Annotated in this window: 16 protein-coding genes, 1 tRNA gene and 1 riboswitch; of the genes, 6 read left to right on the forward strand and 11 right to left on the reverse strand. The window is 60.3% G+C overall.

All coding sequences use genetic code 11. The features are described from left to right. The first annotated feature begins 74 nt into the window (after positions 1-74). From HX821_RS13005 to HX821_RS13020, 4 genes are all read left to right on the forward strand, one after another. Entirely contained in the window at positions 75-881 is an 807-nt protein-coding gene (locus HX821_RS13005) for a polysaccharide lyase family 7 protein (protein ID WP_177035865.1), read from the forward strand. A gap of 222 nt (positions 882-1,103) precedes the next feature. Next, on the forward strand, positions 1,104-1,877 hold the full coding sequence (locus tag HX821_RS13010; protein WP_177035866.1) for a 2OG-Fe dioxygenase family protein: 774 nt from the start codon (positions 1,104-1,106) through the stop codon (positions 1,875-1,877). Beyond that, the gene (locus HX821_RS13015; RefSeq protein WP_043225584.1) at positions 1,874-2,797 is read left to right on the forward strand and encodes a lysine exporter LysO family protein; all 924 of its coding nucleotides are present in this window, start codon (positions 1,874-1,876) and stop codon (positions 2,795-2,797) included. Before HX821_RS13010 ends, HX821_RS13015 begins: the two co-directional genes overlap by 4 nt. 24 nt (positions 2,798-2,821) lie before the next feature. Then, on the forward strand, positions 2,822-4,597 hold the full coding sequence (locus HX821_RS13020) for an amidohydrolase (RefSeq protein WP_256344172.1): 1,776 nt from the start codon (positions 2,822-2,824) through the stop codon (positions 4,595-4,597). Positions 4,598-4,712: 115 nt separating this feature from the next. On the opposite strand, the gene HX821_RS13025 is transcribed toward HX821_RS13020, so the two are convergent. The 10 genes from HX821_RS13025 to HX821_RS13070 form a co-directional block, all read right to left on the reverse strand. After that, positions 4,713-4,786, reverse strand: a tRNA-Gly gene (locus tag HX821_RS13025). Between the two features lie 137 nt (positions 4,787-4,923). Beyond that, positions 4,924-5,808 carry an alpha/beta fold hydrolase gene (locus HX821_RS13030; protein ID WP_003212046.1) on the reverse strand — a complete coding sequence of 295 codons (885 nt, stop codon included), beginning with the start codon at positions 5,806-5,808 and terminating at the stop codon, positions 4,924-4,926. 305 nt (positions 5,809-6,113) lie between these two features. After that, the gene (locus HX821_RS13035; protein ID WP_177035867.1) at positions 6,114-6,806 is read right to left on the reverse strand and encodes a pseudouridine synthase; all 693 of its coding nucleotides are present in this window, start codon (positions 6,804-6,806) and stop codon (positions 6,114-6,116) included. Beyond that, complete coding sequence (locus tag HX821_RS13040) at positions 6,806-7,018, reverse strand: cysteine-rich CWC family protein (RefSeq protein WP_008437822.1); 213 nt, start codon at positions 7,016-7,018, stop codon at positions 6,806-6,808. Before HX821_RS13040 ends, HX821_RS13035 begins: the two co-directional genes overlap by 1 nt. 73 nt (positions 7,019-7,091) lie before the next feature. After that, entirely contained in the window at positions 7,092-10,733 is a 3,642-nt protein-coding gene (gene uca / locus HX821_RS13045; RefSeq protein WP_177035868.1) for an urea carboxylase, read from the reverse strand. Positions 10,734-11,037: 304 nt separating this feature from the next. Beyond that, complete coding sequence (locus HX821_RS13050; protein WP_003212037.1) at positions 11,038-11,670, reverse strand: urea amidolyase associated protein UAAP2; 633 nt, start codon at positions 11,668-11,670, stop codon at positions 11,038-11,040. Between the two features lie 9 nt (positions 11,671-11,679). Beyond that, positions 11,680-12,405 carry an urea amidolyase associated protein UAAP1 gene (locus tag HX821_RS13055; RefSeq protein WP_003212035.1) on the reverse strand — a complete coding sequence of 242 codons (726 nt, stop codon included), beginning with the start codon at positions 12,403-12,405 and terminating at the stop codon, positions 11,680-11,682. Continuing rightward, positions 12,402-13,166 (reverse strand): ABC transporter ATP-binding protein, encoded by a 765-nt coding sequence (locus HX821_RS13060; protein WP_177035869.1) that lies wholly within the window; start codon positions 13,164-13,166, stop codon positions 12,402-12,404. Before HX821_RS13060 ends, HX821_RS13055 begins: the two co-directional genes overlap by 4 nt. Next, positions 13,163-13,978 carry an ABC transporter permease gene (locus HX821_RS13065; protein WP_177035870.1) on the reverse strand — a complete coding sequence of 272 codons (816 nt, stop codon included), beginning with the start codon at positions 13,976-13,978 and terminating at the stop codon, positions 13,163-13,165. Before HX821_RS13065 ends, HX821_RS13060 begins: the two co-directional genes overlap by 4 nt. A 12-nt stretch (positions 13,979-13,990) precedes the next feature. After that, positions 13,991-15,058, reverse strand: coding sequence for a putative urea ABC transporter substrate-binding protein (locus HX821_RS13070; RefSeq protein ID WP_003212027.1), 1,068 nt, complete (start codon positions 15,056-15,058; stop codon positions 13,991-13,993). A gap of 61 nt (positions 15,059-15,119) precedes the next feature. Next, a riboswitch (guanidine-I (ykkC/yxkD leader) is annotated at positions 15,120-15,220 on the reverse strand. Between the two features lie 302 nt (positions 15,221-15,522). Between HX821_RS13070 and HX821_RS13075 the strand changes: the two genes are divergently transcribed. Both HX821_RS13075 and HX821_RS13080 read left to right on the forward strand, forming a co-directional pair. After that, positions 15,523-15,891 carry a hypothetical protein gene (locus HX821_RS13075; protein ID WP_177035871.1) on the forward strand — a complete coding sequence of 123 codons (369 nt, stop codon included), beginning with the start codon at positions 15,523-15,525 and terminating at the stop codon, positions 15,889-15,891. 160 nt (positions 15,892-16,051) lie between these two features. Then, a complete protein-coding gene (locus HX821_RS13080; RefSeq protein WP_177035872.1) occupies positions 16,052-16,501 on the forward strand; it encodes a DUF3757 domain-containing protein in 450 nt (149 codons plus the stop codon). On the opposite strand, the gene HX821_RS13085 is transcribed toward HX821_RS13080, so the two are convergent. Beyond that, the gene (locus HX821_RS13085; protein WP_102368292.1) at positions 16,495-17,607 is read right to left on the reverse strand and encodes an enoyl-CoA hydratase/isomerase family protein; all 1,113 of its coding nucleotides are present in this window, start codon (positions 17,605-17,607) and stop codon (positions 16,495-16,497) included. The genes HX821_RS13080 and HX821_RS13085 overlap by 7 nt on opposite strands. Positions 17,608-17,654: the final 47 nt, after the last annotated feature.

Below are 17,654 nucleotides of genomic sequence, written 5' to 3' on the forward strand. Positions count from 1 at the left end.
TGATTCGACGCCCCCAATCGCTGTCGGATTGCTGGCGTTGCAGTTGGCGCTTTGACGAATGATCGGTGACGGTGATGCACGCATTTAAAGTGTTTGGCGCTGGATTTAGCGTGGTGTCGGTCTTGGCCATCGGAGTGATTTTTAACGGTGGAAATGCCTTTGCCCTGGATGCCACAAAAACCCCAGGCGACAACCTGCCCAACCTGAGCCGTGCGTACGTTCTTCAGGATTTCAATGCGCAAGGTCAGCCAGAAGAAATAGCGCTAGGCGAAAATCTTCAGAACGCCTATTTCTACACAAACTGTTATCGCTCATCGGGATGCCATCAAGGTGTGCCGGAAGGAGCGCTGGTATTCAACACACCCTCGGGTTTTAACGCGACGCCCAACAGTCACTATCCCCGGGTTGAACTGCGGGCAAAAAGAGAGTTCACCGCAGGTGATGTGTTTGATAACACCCAGTCCGGCGAGCTTTATGTGGTGCAAAATCCAAGCACAAAATCGATCATATTTGCCCAGATACATGGCGACAAGGCGGGAGGTTCGGAGCTGCTGAAGCTTCGCTGGGAAGGTGGCTCGATCGTCGCCGGGACCAAAACGCGCTATGGGCAGAAGGAGCAACGGACAGTATTGCTGACGGGGCTCGAGCTTAACGACAAGCTGAATTACAAGATTGAGGTCAAGGGCTCCGAGGGCGGCATGGTGCTGCTGGTTTCGGCTGCGGCGAATGGCAGGCAGGCCAGCCGGGAGTTCGATATTCCGCCATCGGGTTGGCAGGGCATCAATCTGTATTTCAAGGCCGGGAATTACAACCAGACCGCTGAGCAGGACGGCGGGGCAGCTATTGTTGCGTACACCTCCCTGGATGTGGGTTACCAGTAGCAGTGTGCGCCGGTTCAGAGACTCCCCGGCCCAGCAACCCGCGTACAGTTTCACCCGGTCTGCGCAGTACTGCGTCAGTAATGCCGAGTAAAAAGATTCGTTCCCCCTCTCCCCATTAGCGTCCGACGTCGTTGTAAGACACGTCTCGTTGTTCGCGCCTCCATTGAAGTTCTCCACGGTGATTGCCTATGTTTGATGGCATCAAACCAAGGAGGAATGACCATGCCTCGAAGTGCCTTAGCAGAAGATGGATATCTGCATTACATGCCTCGTGTGAGCCAGACTCATTGCGTCGAAGAGCTCGCAGAATTACGTCGAGAGTTTGAACAGTTGGAGCCGGATGAGTACGCCCCGCCTGGAGTAAACAGGTTTCGACGGTATGGCAACGGAGTCATTCTTCCCTGGCAAGACACGCATAAAGGCCACTGGTTGCCAATCGTCAAAGATGGGGCAGGCCACGGACGCGCAGGTTACGACCAAGGCGGTAACAATCCGGATCACGCAAATATTCGCTACTTTCACGCGTTGAGTGATGCGGTAAAAAACAATCGCGTACTACTCGACCTGATCGATGAAGATTTTTCCCTGACGTTCTGGCAGCATCCTGGCCAGCCCCTTCCTATCTATTTTGGGGTGCATTTTGTAAAACTCACGTCCGCGAGTTCGGATCAGCCAGGTATAAGCTCACCGAACTTTTTTCACCAGGATGGAGAGCCCTTCACGTTTGCGCACTTGATCTACCGTTCTTCGAACATGACGGGTGGCATCAATTTTATTGGGCATCCGGAAATTCGAAACATGCTGTTTGAGGACGCGCGGTCAAGTCAGATTTGGGCGGAGTTTACCCTTTCGGAGCCTCTCGATAGTTTTGCCGTTCATGATCCGAAGGTTTCGCACTATATAAGCCCGATCAAGAAACTTGACGACGCCTCTCCCGGAGTCTGTGAGCGCTGTATTGTTTTGGTTGATTTCTCGCCAACCATTCAGAGGATATGACGGTGCAGGCGTTGAGCTCGATATTACCCATCTTGATTGCGTTGGGAATAGGCTATCTATCGAGCAAACTCTTGCTCCCGGATAAAGTTGTTGCCCGATTGGTCAGTCTGATCAGCCCTTTGGTTTGGGGGCTACTTTTTCTGATAGGCACTGAGTTCGGCGAAGTGGTTTCTTCGCTGGATGCGGTTGGCTATGTGCTCAAGACATCTTCGCTTGTCGCGGTCGCAACAACAGTGGTGCCTTGCATGCTGCTGCTGGGCTTGGCGGCTTTGAGAGGGGCTGGACGAGAACCAGGCAGGGTTGCCAGTTTCGATATGCATGGCGCTGCTGCTCCTCTGAAAGAGTGCTTTATTGCGCTGCTGATGGTGGCCTTGGGCGTGTTGTTCACATATGCAGAATCAACCGTTGCAAGCTTGTGGCTTCCACCCAGCAACGTGATGTTAATGGTACTGATCTTCTTGGTGGGACTCGACTTGTCGAGCATCAAGTTAGGTCGTGACTGGATCTCATGGGGCGTTCTATGCGTTCCGATTGCCGTGGTCATTGGCTCAATATTGGGAGCCTATGCGGTTCATTTCATCACTGGCGAAGATATCCGTTTGCTCCTGGCACTCTCGACGGGATTTGGATGGTTCACGCTATCCAGCGTCCTGGTCGGAGGGCTGTCCGGAGAAGTTCATGGCGCTACGGCATTGCTCGCAGACCTGGGGCGCGAACTGATCGCGATCGCTTTACTGTACCTGGTCGGTGGCTTCCACCCAAAGGTCGGTATTGCCGCCGCTGGGGCAACCGCTCTGGACTCGACGTTACCGATCGTGCGCCAAACCTGCCACTGCGACACGCTGCCTACCGCTCTCATGAGTGGTTTGATTCTGACGGTGTTAGCGCCCTTTTTTATAACCTTCTTTCTGACCGCATGACGTGACCTCTTACTGGAGGAAATCATGACTCCACGATTTTCAGGAGAAAAACCGAGTCTGCAACCATCAGCATTTAAAAGTCTCACGCTCGGCCCGATGCTTGCCGCGTTTGAACAGCTGCTGATGTGTATCAAAACTCAGCCCAAGGCGTTGATCCCGGTGGCTATGTTCCTGTCGCTGGCGGGGCCTGTCCGGGCGGAGCCAACGATTATGGAAAATGTGCGTGGTTATACCGTGAGTGGAGGCGGTCTGATGCGTTTTGATGCGTTGGCCTTTGATGCGTCGGGCAAAGTGATTTGCGTCGGTATGGCGGCTGATCTTGCTGGCAAGCATGCATTGGCGACGCGCATCGATGGTAAGGGTGCGTCCCTCTTGCCTGGGTTGACCGATGCGCACGGCCATATCAAATGGCTTGGAGAGTCCCTTCGAAGCATTGCTTTACGGGGCTCTCCAACACTGGTTGATACGCAGGAGAGGCTTCGGGTATTCGCTGCAGCGCGCCCCGGCGCCCGTTGGCTGACTGGCTCAGGCTGGAACCACGTTACCTGGAAGTTGGGGCGGTTTCCGACGGCTGCCGAAATTGATAAGGTCGTTGTCGATCGACCAGTGTGGCTAATTCGGGTGGATGCCCATGCCGGATGGGCTAATACCAAGGCGATGCAACTGGCGGGTATTACTAAGGACACGCCTGATCCGAAAGGCGGACGTATCGAACGGGATGCAGAAGGTAACCCGACAGGTGTATTTATCGACGCCGCTATGGGGCTGGTCGCGGATATTATTCCGCTGCCTGACGAGCAGGAGCGAGAGGTCGCGTTGCAGGCTGCATTGGAGCATCTCAATGCACAAGGACTGACATCTGTGCACGATGCAGGTGCTGATAGGCAGATGATCAAGACGATGCGCGGTTTTGCCGATCGCGGCCGGCTTCCGTTACGTGTCTACTCGATGATCAACGGTGCGGGGGATGATTTCGCGGTGTTGTCCCAGGACGGCCCTTTGATCGGCTACGGCGATGATCGTCTTACCATTCGTAGCGTCAAGCTTTATGCCGATGGCGCTTTGGGAAGCCGTGGTGCGGCGCTGTTTGAGCCATACACCGACGACCCAACCAACAAGGGGCTGCTTTTTGAAAGCCGGCAGGAGATGAAGCACAAGATTGAGTCGGTACTGAAAGCCGGCTTTCAAGCTAATGTGCATGGCATCGGTGATGCTGCCATCAAGCAGGTCATGGATAGCTTTGAACAGACTTACGCCACAGTCGGTGGGCGGCCCTTGCGTAACAGGATCGAGCATGCGCAGGTGGTTGATGTGGCGCAGATACCGCGCTTTATCGATCTAGGGCTGATTGCATCGATGCAGCCTACACATGCTACCAGCGACATGAATATGGCTGAGGACAGGGTGGGTGTCGAACGGATCAAGGGGGCTTATGCCTGGCGCACTCTGCTTAACCAGGGAACGAAAATTGCGGCAGGGTCAGACTTCCCAGTCGAATCTGCCAATCCGTTCTACGGCATACATGCTGCCGTGACTCGCTCGGATCATGAGGGCAACCCCTTGGCTGGATGGCACCCTGAGCAGGCCATGACCCTCTTCGAGGCTTTCCGTGCGTTTACGCTGGATGCAGCTTATGCAGCCCATCAAGAAGCTACCCAAGGCAGCATTGAGCCCGGAAAGTGGGCCGATTTTATCCTGGTTGATCAGGACATTTTTGCCGTCAGCCCGGCAGACATCTGGAGGACACGCGTCCTGCAGACTTGGGTTGGTGGGAAGAAGGTCTATCAGGCGATTGAATGAGCCCGGTTCGATCGTTTAATTTCCAAATCCCACCCATAAAAAAACCGGTCACCAAGGACCGGTTTTTTTACACATCCCCCGTCAAAACCAGCCTGACGCAGGACCAAAATCTGAGTGGAGCGGGTAGAGGGAATCGAACCCTCATCTAAAGCTTGGGAAGCTTTCGTTCTACCACTAAACTATACCCGCTCAGAGCGGCTGACTTTGTACCAGATGTGCTCGCGGATTTGAAGTTTTTCTTCGAAAATTCTGTGTTTTACGTGCCAACGGTCGATCGTGGGCAGGCGGCCCCCCTGGGAAATCCGGCCCGCCCACAACCCCACCGCTCATACGGCAAACGCATGCTGTGGCTGTGACGCGTGGTACCGCAACCGGCTTGGCTGCTGCTCCGGTCTCAAAAAGCCCATCAACGCCTCCCGGCTATCCCGGCACGCGGCCTTGTGCTCCATATCCAGAAAGTGCCCGGTTGCCTGAATCGTGCCGAAGCTGCTTTTCGCAATATGTTGCCCAAACAGCTTGGCATCCTGGGCACTGGTGTACTCGTCCCATTCGCCGTTCAAGAACAACACCGGTATATCAATCTGCTTAGCGGCCTTGAGGTAGCACAGCCGGTCGCTGTTGAGCACGTGGCTGATGTGAAAGTGCATCTGCCCATACTCGTGCTCGGCCAGGCTGCTCACGTGTTTGTGATTGAAGCGTTTGAACAGCGACGGCAGGTGTTTGCCGATGGTGCTGTTGACCAGGTGGCCCACGCGGTCGCGGTCGAGGTTGCCGAGGTAGTCGACACCGCGCTCCAGGTAGTCGCGCATCGGGGCGTTGATCACCGGGGAGAACGAGCTGATCACGGCCTTTTCCACACGGCGCGGGCGATGGGCGAGGGCGACGAGGGTCGCGGCGCCGCCCCAGGAAAAGGACAGCACGTGTTCGGCGGCGAAGTGGTCGATGAGTTCCAGAAGGATCTGGCCCTCGACTTCTTTCGTCAGCATATGCTCGTGGCGGTTGTGGATTTTGGAGCGGCCAGCGTAGGGCTGGTCATACAAAACCACGTTGAACGTCGGGTGCAGGCTTTTCACGGTCTGGGCGAAAGACGCAGTGGTGGCCATTGAGCCGTTGACCAGGATGATGGTCTTGGCTGCTGCGTCCGCGCGATAGAACTCCGTGTAAACCCGATACTGACCCTGTATATCCAGCACAGCGATTTCTGGCCTCATGTCGTAAGACTCCTGGCAAGCGGGTAATGCGCGCAGATCACTCTGCACGAGCTTTGTGACAGGTAGGCATACGCCTGGAAGTGAGGGCCCATGTCGATCCGGTACTGGCTGGCCGACGGGTGTTGTTATGGCGGGCAATTTGCCGTGAGAGGCCCGCAGGTCAAGCGTGCGGACGGGCAAAGTGTTTCTTGTAGGTAGGGGTGACTCGCCAGTCAGATTGCGGCTGGCTGGGTTGATTCAAGCATCAGGGATGCCAGTTCGCCAGTCGATGGCGTGGGTTTTTGCCATCATCGGCTGAACGGTCATCAGACCTGTTGGATTTCAGCCTCTGTAAGCGCCCGGTAATGGCCTGGCGCAAGGGCTGCGTCCAACTCCAGCGGTCCCATGCGTTCGCGGTGCAGGCGCATCACTTTGTTGTCGAAGTGCCCGAACATGCGCTTCACCTGGTGATAACGCCCTTCAATGATGCTCAGGCGCGCCGTTCTGGGGCCCAATAGTTCCAGTTCCGCCGGTTGGGTGGTGAGGTCTTCAAAGGCGAAGTACAGGCCGGCGGCAAAGGTGGCCGCGTATTGCGGGCCGATGTCCTGCTCGGTCTCGACGTAGTAGACCTTGGGCAGTTTGGTTTGCGGCTGGGTCAGGCGGCGCGACCACTGGCCGTCGTTGGTAATCAGCATCAGGCCGGTGGTGTTGAAATCCAGACGACCGGCGATGTGCAGCTCGTGCTTGTCCGGTTCATCCAGCAGGTCGAGCACCGTGGGGTGTTGCGGGTCGGACGTGGCGCTGACGCAGCCCTGGGGTTTGTGCAGCATGAAGTAACGCGCGGGTTTGCCGGCTTGCAGCACTTCGCCATCCAGCAACACACGGCTGAACTCGCTTACCGGGTGGTGCGGATCGCTGGTGGCCTGGCCGTCGACGCTGATCCGCCGCTCCACCAGCAACAGGCGAACCTGTTTACGGTTGAAACGGGGCAGGTTGCTGAGGAAACGATCTACGCGCATTACGACCGCTCGTTGCCGCGCAGTTGTTCGTCCACCTGAGCACAACGCGGGCACAGGCAGGCTTTATTGCGCAGTTCCGCCGGCAAGGCTTCGAGCACTGCGGGGTCGATGCTGACGGAATAGCACCAGCACGCCTGGTCGGCAGTGCGCGGGTCGGCCAGGACGCAATCGTTGCGGGCGCCGCAGGCGGGGCAGAGGGTTGGCGTGGTCATCGGTCGGTTCAGGCTGTATCGGACAAGGTCCCGGTGAAACCCGGTGTGCCTTGCACGATACAGCCCCGCCGCGTTATTGCAAATCACGCTCCAGCACCACCACCCGTTGGCCTGCGCCAATGCTGCTGCCGGGCTGCACCGGAATTTCCCGCACGGTACCGGCGAACGGTGCGACTACCGGGATTTCCATTTTCATCGACTCCAGGATCACCAGCACATCTCCCGCCGCCACGCGTTCGCCAGCGCTGACCTGCACTTGCCAGAGATTGCCGGCGATGTGGCTGTCGATGCTGTATTCGTTGGCCTGCAAGGGCGTGTCTGCGCCCTGTGGTGCGGCGAGTTCCTCGCTGTCGAAATGCGCCTGGCCGCTGGCGATCCAGCGTTCGCGTTCGGCGTTGAACGCGCGCTGCTGTTGCCCGCGAAACGCGCCGATGCTTTCGGCTTCCTGCGCGAGAAAGGCCTGGTAATCCGTCAGGTTCAACTGGCTGTGTTCGATGCTCAGTTCAAACCGCCCAAGGGGGAAATCCCTGCGAATCTGCACCAGCTCATCGGCGCTCACCGGGTAAAAGCGGATCTGGTCGAAGAAGCGCAGCAACCACGGTTTGCCATCGAACGCGGCCACTTCCCGGTAGCGGTTCCACATCTGCAAGGTACGCCCGACGAACTGATAACCGCCGGGGCCTTCCATGCCGTAGACGCACAGGTAGGCGCCACCGATGCCCACGGAGTTTTCGGCGGTCCAGGTGCGTGCCGGGTTGTACTTGGTGGTGACCAGGCGGTGACGCGGGTCCAGCGGCGTGGCCACGGGCGCGCCGAGGTAGACGTCGCCCAGGCCCATCACCAGGTAGCTGGCATCGAACACGGTGTGGCGCACTTCGTCGAGGTTGGCCAGGTCGTTGATGCGGCGGATGAACTCCAGGTTGCTCGGGCACCACGGGGCATCCTTGCGCACGGTGGTCATGTATTTTTCGATCGCCAGTTGGCAGGCCGGGTCGTCCCAGGACAGTGGCAGGTGGACGATGCGCGACGGCACCTGCAGGTTTTGGCTGGCGCAGACGGCGTGCCATTCGGCGGTGATCAGCGCCAGGAGGTCGGCGAGGGTAAGTTGTTCGGGCTGATAGTGGATTTGCAGGGAGCGGATGCCGGGTGTCAGGTCGATGACGCCGTGCAGGGCTTGTGCTTCGAGGGCTTGCATCAGGGCGTGGGCGCGAAAGCGCAGCACCAGGTCGAGTTCCGGGGCGCCGATTTCCAGGAGCAGGTGGGTGTCGCCGGCGAGGCGGGCGACGAGGCGGGTGTCGGCCTGGCCGACGTCCAGAACAACAGGCGACCTGATCATTCCCACGCTCTGCGTGGGAATGCATCCTGTGACGCTCTGCGTCATTGCGTCGACAGCGGGACGCGGAGCGTCCCAGGCGGCATTCCCACGCAGAGCGTGGGAACGATCCCAGTTCAAGGCGAGGTCTCGGGCGGTCTTGATATCGACGGGGGTGAAGCAGATTTTGTCACCCGCCTTGAGCTGGCCCAACTGCCACAAGTCCGCCTCGATCACCGTCACCGGGCATACAAACCCACCCAGGCTCGGGCCGTCGGGGCCGAGGATCACCGGCATGTCCCCGGTAAAATCCACCGCACCGATCGCATAGGGATTGTCGTGAATATTCGACGGATGCAACCCCGCCTCACCGCCATCCGTACGCGCCCACAGAGGCTTCGGCCCGATCAACCTCACACCCGTGCGGCTGGAGTTGAAATGCACTTCCCACTGGGTGGCAAAGAACGTCTCGATGTACTCGGGCTTGAAGTATTCCGGCGCGCCGTGGGGGCCGTAGATCACCCGCAGTGTTCGCACCTCGCCAAGCGGTTCAGGCACTAGCGTATTGCCGCAACTGAGATCCTCCAACGGCAGTAAGTGCAACACATCACCCGCCCGCAAAGCCCGCCCGCCATGCCCACCAAACTGGCCAAGGGTGAAGGTACTTTTGCTTCCCAGATAATCCGGAACCTGCAGCCCGCCGCGCACGCAAAGGTAGCTGCGAGCTCCGGCCCCGGCGATGGTGCCCAGGCTCAAGGTTGCGCCCGCCGGGATCAGCAACGCGGTGTTCATCGGTACCGCTTCATCATTCAAGCGCAGCACAATGTCTGCACCCGTCACCGCCACCACCGCCGCACAATTGAAGCGCAGCAACGGCCCGCTCATGGTGATTTCCAGCGCAGCGGTGCCCTCGGCATTGCCCAGCAGGCGATTGCCCAGGCGCAGCGCGCGACTGTCCATCGGCCCCGACGGCGGCACGCCTACGGCCCAGTAACCGAGGCGCCCCGGATAGTCCTGCACACTGGTTTGCGTGCCGGCGCTGAGCACTTCAAACGTGTTGGCGTGGTACACCAAATATTCAAGGCAGCGCGTCCACGGATGGCCACTGGCGAACGGTGTAGCGAGCAGAATCTGGCGCAGATAATCGCGGTTGGTTTCCACGCCGTACAGTTGGCTGTTGCTCAGGGCTTGATGCAAATCCAGGCGTGCCTGTTCGCGGGTCGGCGCCCAGGTGATGAGCTTGGCGATCATCGGGTCGAAGTAGGGCGGAATCTCGCAACCGGCCTCCACCCACGTGTCGATGCGCAGGCCTTCAGCGACCGGGAAGTCCACATACGTCAAAAGCCCCGGGCTTGGCTGAAACTCCCGGCCCGGATCTTCGGCGTACAGGCGTGCCTGAATCGCGTGGCCGTGAGGCTTCAGTTGCAGTTCCCGCAATGGCGGCATTTTCCCGGCGGCCAATTGCACCATCCAGCGCACCAGGTCCACGCCCCACACTTGCTCGGTGACGCCATGCTCCACCTGCAACCGGGTGTTCACTTCCAGAAAATAGAAGCGGCCATCGGCGCTATCAAAGATAAATTCCACGGTGCCGGCGCTGCGGTAATCCACTGCCTTGGCCAGGGTGATGGCGGCACGGCACAGCTCATCCGCCATGCCGTCGGGCAGGTTCGGCGCCGGGGTTTCTTCAAGCACTTTCTGGTTGCGCCGCTGCACCGAACAGTCGCGCACGCCGAGGGCGATCACCTCGCCGCAGCCATCACCAAACACCTGCACTTCCAGGTGCCGGGCGTGCTGGATGTACTTCTCGATAAACACACCGGCATCGCTGAAATTGTTCTGGCCCAGGCGTTTCACTGCCTCGAAACAGTCGCGCAATTCATCGGCGCTGTGGCACACGCGCATGCCGATCCCGCCACCACCGGCGGTGCTTTTAAGCATGATCGGATAGCCCACGGTTTCCCCGGCCAGTAGTGCGGCGTCGAGGCTGTTGAGCAGCTCGGTGCCTTCCAGCAGCGGGATGTTGTGCTGCCTGGCCAACGCGCGCGCGGTGTGCTTGAGGCCGAATACCCGCAGCTGTTCCGGCGTCGGGCCGACGAAGGCGATGCCTGCTGTTTCGCAGGCTTCGGCGAAGGCGGCGTTTTCCGATAGAAAGCCATAGCCGGGATGAATCGCGGTGGCGCCACACGCCTTGGCCGTGGCGAGGATTTTCTCCACCGACAAATAGGTGCCGGCCGCCGCGCCTTCGCCCAGGCTGTAGGCCTCATCCGCTTGCTGGATATGCAGGCTCGCGGCATCGGCTTCGGAATACACCGCCACGCCCTTGACCGAAAGCTCACGCAAGGTGCGCAGGATGCGGCAGGCGATGGCGCCACGGTTGGCGATCAACAGTTTTTCGAACATGGCAAAACCCCGCAGGCCGATGAGTGCTCGGCCTTGTCCTGGGATGCGGGCCGTCCCGCAAATGTGGATGGCGCTACGGTCGTCCGCAGCGCATGCAGTCAGTGTGGGAGGTGGAGTGTGGGAGCGGGCTTGCTCGCGAATGCGGTGGTTCAGTCAATACATCAGTCGCCTGATACGCCGCTTTCGCGAGCAAGCCCGCTCCCACACAATCTCGCTCCCACAGGTGATCTTCAGCGTTTTCGGAGGCACTGCCCGGCGCGAGCCTGGCACAGGGCGAACAACCACTGGCGCAACCGCTTGATCTTCAGTTCCATACCAGTAACTCCGCAGGGGTTGGGTTGTAGCCGTTGCACGGGTTGTTCAGTTGCGGGCAGTTGGAGATCAGTACGATCACGTCCATCTCGGCCCGCAGGTCGACGTACTTGCCGGGGGCGGAAATCCCGTCCTCGAAGGTCAACCCGCCATCGGCGGTCACCGGCACGTTCATGAAGAAATTGATGTTCGGCCCGATGTCGCTTTTACCCAGCCGGCCATCGTGGGCGCAGGCCCGCAGGTAGTTGTCACGGCAGCTGTGCATGTAGCGTTTTTCCAGGGCGTAGCGCACGGTGTTGCTCTCTTGGGCGCAGGCGCCGCCAAGGGTGTCGTGGCGTCCGCAGGTGTCGTCGACGATGGTCAGCATCGGCTGGCCGAGGTTGGAATACAGCACGCTGCCGGTGCTCAGGTACACGCTGTTTTGCCGACGCAGGGTGCGCTGCACGTCGTAGCGTTCCCTGGGGTTTTTCAGGCTGTAGAACAGCGTGTCGACCGCCTGGTTGCCCTCAAGGTCGAGGATGCGCAGGGTCTGGCCGGCCTTGACTTCCATCAGCCAGGGTTCGCCGGCGGGAATGGTCGCGCGGTACACGGCCGCGTCCGGTTGTTTGGCGAGTGCGATAGACATGGCAGGTCCTCAGGCGAACAGACGGTCGGTGTTGATAAAGCCGCGCTCGTTTTCCGGGCGCGAGGTACGGCAGTGTTCGGCGACGCTTGGGTCGGCGTTCATCCAGCTGAGTTTCAGCGGCTGCGGCGCGTACTCGGGGTTGGGGTCCATGGGATGTTGCAGCGCGGTGAGCACCACCAGTGTGTCCATCGGTGCGTAGAGTTCGATGTAGTCGCCGGCCTTGGAGTGACCGGGGACAAAGTGCAGGCTGCCAGCTTCATCTACCGTGACTTTGCTGAACAGGTTGAGGGTCATCAGCAGGTCGGACAGCCCCAGGCCCCACTTGCCCAGTTCCACCAGCAGGTTGTCGGTGCCGTTGCGGTAGAAGCCGTTGCGCAGCTCTTGATAGCGGCCTTTGCCGTATTTTTCCGCGACCTCGGAGGCGCATGACACGCCGCCGATACTGTCACTCCAGCCGCAGGTGTCGGCGGTGATGGCAGCCAGCACGCGGCCCATGTCCGAGTACAGGCAATGGCCGTTGGTGAGCTTGGCGGTGTGTTGGCATTTGAGGCTGTCGGGCAGGTTCAGGCGCTCGGTTTTTTCATTGGCATTGAGCAGGGTCAAACTGACGTTGGCGCCGCCGCGAATGTCGGTGAGGCGCAGCAGTTGGCCGCGCTTGAGCACAAAGGAACGGTGGCCGCCGCCGGGGAGCATTTCCTCGGCAAAAGGTGGGAACAATTGAGTTGAGTCGGTCATTTGGAAGTGGCTCCAGGTTCGGCGGCGATCGCCTTGCGGCGCTCGCTGTTCAAAGGGATGTCGTAGGTGATGCGGGCGCCGTAGGCGCCGGGGGCGTGTGGGTCGAGGCGCACCTTGTCGAATACCAGCAAGCGGGTGCCGAGGCTGAAGCCTTCACTCAGGTCGTGGGTGACCATGAACACCGTCAGCCTGGTTTCGCGCCACAGCTCCAGCAACAGCAGGTGCATGTCTTTGCGAATGCCCGGGTCGAGTGCGCCGAAGGGTTCGTCCAGCAGCAACACGCGGGGCTTCATGATCAGCGCCTGGGCGATGGCCAGCCGCTGCTGCATACCGCCGGAAAGCTGCGCCGGGTACTTGTCCAGGGCATGGCCCAAACCGACTTTATGCAGCAGCGCTGCGGCCTGTTCCCTGGCCTGTTTTTTCGCGCTGCCGAACAGGCGGCCGAGCAACGCTGAACGCGGCAACTCAAGGCCCAGCGCAACGTTGTCCAGCACCGTCAGATGCGGGAACACCGAGTAGCGCTGGAACACCACGCCACGGCTGGCATCGGGTTCGGCGGCGAGCGGTTTACCGTCCAGCAGGATCTCGCCATGGCTGGCGGTTTCCTGCCCCAGCAGCAGGCGCAGGAAGGTCGATTTGCCGCAACCGGAGGTGCCGACCAGGGTGCAGAATTCGCCTTCGGCCACGTGCAGGTTCAGGCGCTCCAATACCACCTGGTCGCCATAGCGCTGCCACACATTGTTGACGCTGATAAAACTCATGCCCGCGCTCCTTCGTACCAGGGGAACGCGCGCCGCGTCAGGGCCTTGAGGCCCCAGTCCATCAGCCAGGCCAGCAGGGTGATCCACACCACGTAGGGCAGGATCACGTCCATCGCCAGGTAGCGGCGCACCAGGAAGATCCGGTAACCCAAACCGTCGGTTGAGGCGATGGCTTCGGCTGCAATCAGGAACAGCCACGCCGAGCCGAGCGTCAGGCGCAGGGAGATCAGCAGGCGCGGCAGCAATTGCGGCAGCACCACCCGCAGCATCAGGGTCCAGGTGGAGGCGCCGAGGGTCTGCGCCTTCACCAGCAACTCCACGGGAATTTCCCGTGCCCGCTGTTCCAGGTCCCGCGCCAGGGCCGGGGTGATACCGATCACGATCAGCATCACTTTCGACAATTCCCCCAGCCCGAACACGATGAACAGGATCGGCAGGATCGCCAGCGGCGGCACCATCGACAGCACCGTCAGCAAGGGGGACAACGGTGCGCCAAACAGCGGCAAGGTGCCGGCTGCAATGCCCAGGCAAAGGCCGGCGAGGGCGCTGATGCCCAGGCCGATCGCCAGGCGGCGCAGGCTTGAGGCGCTGTCTTGCCACAGCACGTATTCACCGGTGCGAGTGTCGGCGCTGAAGGCCAGGCGTTTCACTGCGTCGCCCATTTGTGCGGCGCTGGGCAGCAGCTTGTCGTTGGGGTTGTCTGCCAGGCGCTCGGCCGAGCCCACGAAGTAGGCGAACAGCAGCAGGGCGAAGGGCAGCAGCACCAACAGCAGGCGACTGGAGCGTTCCGGGTGACGGTTGATCAGGCGCATGGCCGGGTCCTCTTACAGCGTGCCGTCGGCGGCCATCTGTACGTAGCTGGGGTCGAAATGCAGCTTGAGGTTGGCGGTGTCGCCGCGGGTCACGCCATTGGCGAAGCTCATGCCCACGGCGTTGGTGTCCTTGGCACCTTCACCCAGCAGGCCGTGTTTAAACGAGAACTCGGCGACTTTGCCCATGGTGGCGGGCAACTGCGCGCTGGTGGCGAAGGCCAGGGCTTCCTTGGGCGTGGCGAACAGCTTGGTGGTGTCCAGTTGCGACTGGAAGCCCTTGAGGTCGGTGCCGGAGGCCTTGGCCATGTGCTCCAGGGCGTCGGTGCTGGCGGCGTTTTTCGCGTTCATCAGCGCCACCACTTCAAACCAGGCGCCGGTCAACGCTTTGCCCAGCTTGGGGTTGTCCTTGAGGGTCTGGGTGTTGACCACCATCATGTCCATGATTTCGCCGGGCACTTTGCTGGAGTCGAACACTTCGGTGACACCGGGCTTGGCCTTGATCTCCGAGAGCATCGGGTTCCAGGTGGTGACGGCCTTGACCTGGTCGGTGTTGAAGGCGGCGGCGATGTCGGCGTCGGAGGTGTTGACCACTTTCAGGTCTTTTTCGCTGAGGTTGGCCGACTCCAGGGCGCGGGCCAGCAGATAGTGGGACACGGAGAGTTCCACCAGGTTGACGTTCATGCCCTTAAGGTCGGCGACGGTCTTGCCTTCACCTTTGATGACCACGCCATCGTTGCCATTGGAGAAGTCGCTGACCACCAGCGCGGTGCTGTCCACGCCGCCGGCGGCGGGAATGGTCAGGGCGTCCATGTTGGTCATGGTGCAGCCGTCGAACTGGCCGGCGGTGTACTGGTTGATGGATTCGACGTAGTCATTGAGCTGCACCATGTCGATCTTGATGCCGTACTTCTTGGCCCACTTGTCGAGGATGCCTTGGCTGCCGGCGTATTCCCACGGCATCCAGCCGGCATAGATCGTCCAGCACACGCTGAAATGGTCTTTGGGGGCGGCTTGGGCGGAAAAACTCACCACGGCGGCGAAGGCGGCGGCGAGCAGGGCGGGTAAACGTATCGAGGGCATGGATGCTTCTCCAGTTGATCAAGGGCGAGCAGGAGCAACGCGGCACCGTGAACGGTGGCTTGTCTCCCGGGCTTTTATCCCGCCGTGTAACCTCAACTGGAGGTCGCCGACTCTCGGACCAGCCACTCGCCTTAGCGAGCCGGAACCCTAGTCAGCCATTGCAAATTGTGGTGCCGCGAACCTGTGATGACTCCTGCACGGGAGAGGTAAAGCGAGAGTCGTGCCAAGTGGCACGGGTGCAGTAATGGCGTGGGTTGGCGCGAGGAGGAGGGAGAAACGTGCAGGGAATATGCATTGTGGTGGTGCGGGGTTGCACTGCAATGAGGCGACCGGCAGATGTATCAATCTATGTCTAAATCGCACCAGATTCCGTTTTTGATGTCAGATATTTCGTCAGGCAGTGAAAGCTGTTTGCCGCCCCCCAGCGTCGCTGGGTGTGCTCTTCCGCGGTCCAGGAGGCCGCCATGTATCGTCGACTGCTTCTCATCGCTTTGCTCGGCTTGACCCTTTCTGCGTGCGCGCCTTATTACGGTGGCGGCCAGGCCTACTACGGTTCCGAGGTCTACACGGCGCCCGCGCCGGCGTATTACTACGGCGGCGGCCCGTATTACCATTACCGCCAGGGTTACTACCCGCCACCGCAGCGTTATTACCCGTCGCCGCGTTATTACCAGCCGGCGCCGCGCTATTATCCTGCGGGGCCGCGCGCGGGTTATCGGCCTTACCCAAACCAGGGTTGGGGCAACAGTCACTGGGGTAATGGTGGCGGACATGGCCAGGGTGGTGGTCAGGGTGGTGGTCAGGGTGGAGGCCGTGGCGGCGGTCATCGCTGATAGGAATAATTGGAAAAACGGCGCTCAGGCGCCGTTTTTGTTTACCGTTGGTCGGTACTGTCATATTTGACAGCTATCCTGTGGGTTACGCCTGTAGTTAATTGGGAGCAGTCGCCTGTTTGGCGTATCGCTTCCAGCATCGACTGATGGAACCCATGACATGAACGTCAGCCCGCTCTACCTGTTATTTTTTGCTTTTCTTGGCGTCAGTACGTTGGCAGCAGCGCAATCCTGTCCTTACCCGAGCGCTGTACGCTACGTTGACGGTCACTTTCAGGGAACTGACAGCGACTCGCCATGGATAAGCCAGGCAATGAGCGGCGGGGAATTCGTGGAAACCTTTGTCGGCGCGCTTTTTACTCCTAGCGAGCAGGACGAGCGCAAGCATGGCTATCTGGAAAAGTGCATTTATAAAACCCTGAGGGGTAAGACAGTCACCCTGAGGTACGGCACGGCTCAAGCCGGGGGGGCGATGTCGCTGGCAGATACCACGCATTGGGTACCGGGCACCGATGCTTTCGGGCAACAGATTTTCCAGTGCGACGACCACCAACCCGATAATTGTGCCTTCACGTTCGAGGGCAAAAAAGCGCCGGCGGGCGCTCAATAGTCAGACAGGTCCGCCAGCGGATGCCGCCCTTCCCAGACCTTGTGGAAGTGCGCCTGCACCACGGCCTCGGGGATCAAGTTGATGTCCGGCCAGTGCCAGTGTGGCTGCTGGTCCTTGTCGATCAACCGCGCCCGCACACCTTCGCTGAATTCCGGGTGACGGCAGCAGTTCAGGCTCAAGGTGTATTCCATCTGGAACACTTGGGCCAGGGACAGGTGCCGCGCTCGCTGGATCTGTTCCCACACCAGGTGCGCGGTCAGCGGGCAGCCTTCGTTCAGGGTCTTGCCTGCGCGGCGGAGCAGCGGGTCGGTGTGATCGCGTAACTGGCTCAAGGCTCGCCACGCACAGCGCACATCCCCCACGTCCAGCCACTCGTCGATCTGCCCACGGCGCGGCAGCCATTGGGCTTCGGGCAACTGGCCGGCGGCTTCCTGGGCCAGGGCCTTGAGCAGGCTGTTGAGCTGCATGTCGGTCTGTTCCTGCCAGTTCAGTTGCAGCAGGCCTTCAAGCAGTTCGTCTTGTTGTTCATCCAGCAGGAAGCGGTCGGCCAGGCCCAGGTCCAGGGCGTCGCGGCCATTCATATGGGCGCCGGTCAGGCCGAGGAACAACCCCAACTTGCCGGGCAGGCGAGACAGGAACCAACTGGCGCCCACGTCCGGGTACAGGCCGATGCTGATTTCCGGCATGGCCAGGCGGCTGCTTGGCGTGACGATGCGCACGGCGGCGCTTTGCAGCAAGCCCATGCCACCGCCCAGCACATAGCCGTGGCCCCAGCAGATCAGCGGTTTGGGATAGGTGTGCAGGCGGTAGTCGAGGCGGTACTCCGCGGCGAAAAATTGAGCGGCCAGCGCCGGTACTTCGCCGGGATGTTCACGGCAGGCCTGGGCCAGGCTGCGCACTTCGCCACCGGCGCAAAAGGCCTTGGGGCCATTGCCGCGCAGCAGCACGCAGACGATTTGCGGGTCTTTGGCCCAGGCGTCCAGGCGTTCGCTCAGGGCCAGGATCATCGGCAACGACAAGGCATTGAGGGATTTTTCCGCGTCCAGGCTGGCGATGCCAACGCGGGCGCCGCCGGTGCCAATCAGCTCTTCGAAGTGCAGGTTCATCATGACCTCAATCGAGAAAGTGAAGGTTCAGTATGATCGCTTCGCAG

Source organism: Pseudomonas sp. B6001 (genome assembly GCF_013386015.1).
GTDB lineage: Bacteria > Pseudomonadota > Gammaproteobacteria > Pseudomonadales > Pseudomonadaceae > Aquipseudomonas.